This window comes from Paenisporosarcina sp. P4_D4, from assembly GCF_056401835.1.
In genome coordinates this window covers 1-663 of the sequence record NZ_JBFUIO010000403.1, presented here as the reverse complement: position 1 = coordinate 663, position 663 = coordinate 1, and the positions used below count along the sequence as shown (strand labels likewise).

The following is a 663-nucleotide window of genomic DNA, read 5'->3' as shown; positions in this document are numbered from 1 at the left end:
CTATTTTATACCGTTTATGATTGATAACTGTTTTTTCTTCAATTTCGAGTTCTTCGAAATTTTCCATAATGGAAAGATTCACAATTACGGAGTTTTCATTAACTTTTTCAACAATCCCTTGCAAGCCATCTTTGAATTCAATTATTGATCCAACAGTTGCTATTTCCACAGATACTCAGCTCCTTAATGCGGTCATATTCAATAGTGTGCATGATAATTTTTCTGACGTAAAGTATTTTCTGAAAACATATTTAAATCATTTCAAATTTTTAACTAAAGGGAGACTTTCCATGAATACATATGAACAGCAGTTAGAGGATTTAAGAGTAGGTAAGCTAACCTCCATTACAATCGAAAAAGAAGATTTTTTGACATTTCGTGAAGTACTGGTTCAAAGAGCAGACTTTAAACATATAAGAGGAACTGCTAAACAGGGCGGAATTGTTATCTATACTTATGATCTTGATGCACGAAGTTAACAAGAATGTCATATTTTGTCGGAATAAACTTGTGTTTGCGAGAAGATTTTCGTGTATAATAATGGATAATATGGGTTTGGTAAAGGAGGTATCACGTGCCGGAATCAATTCTTGAGCAAGTGGAACTTACGAGAGAGAAAATGATTAAGTCAGCGCTTGAAAATGGTTTTGGAAACGTTCATAC

Annotated in this window: 2 protein-coding genes; one reads left to right on the top strand and one right to left on the bottom strand. The window is 33.3% G+C overall.

Features of this window, described 5'->3' with window-relative positions; all coding sequences use genetic code 11:
* Positions 1-169: DUF2187 family protein (locus AC1DSL_RS19125; protein WP_477533464.1), on the bottom strand; the 169-nt coding region annotated here is incomplete at its 3' end.
* A gap of 121 nt (positions 170-290) precedes the next feature.
* Here AC1DSL_RS19125 and AC1DSL_RS19120 point away from each other — a divergent pair.
* Positions 291-479, top strand: a complete 189-nt coding sequence (locus tag AC1DSL_RS19120; protein WP_477533463.1) for a hypothetical protein — start codon at positions 291-293, stop codon at positions 477-479.
* Positions 480-663 lie beyond the last annotated feature (184 nt).

Excerpts from the sequence above, each read along its gene's own strand:
- AC1DSL_RS19120 (WP_477533463.1), top strand. The coding sequence starts at position 291 with ATGAATACATATGAACAGCAGTTAGAGGATTTAAGAGTAGGTAAGCTA.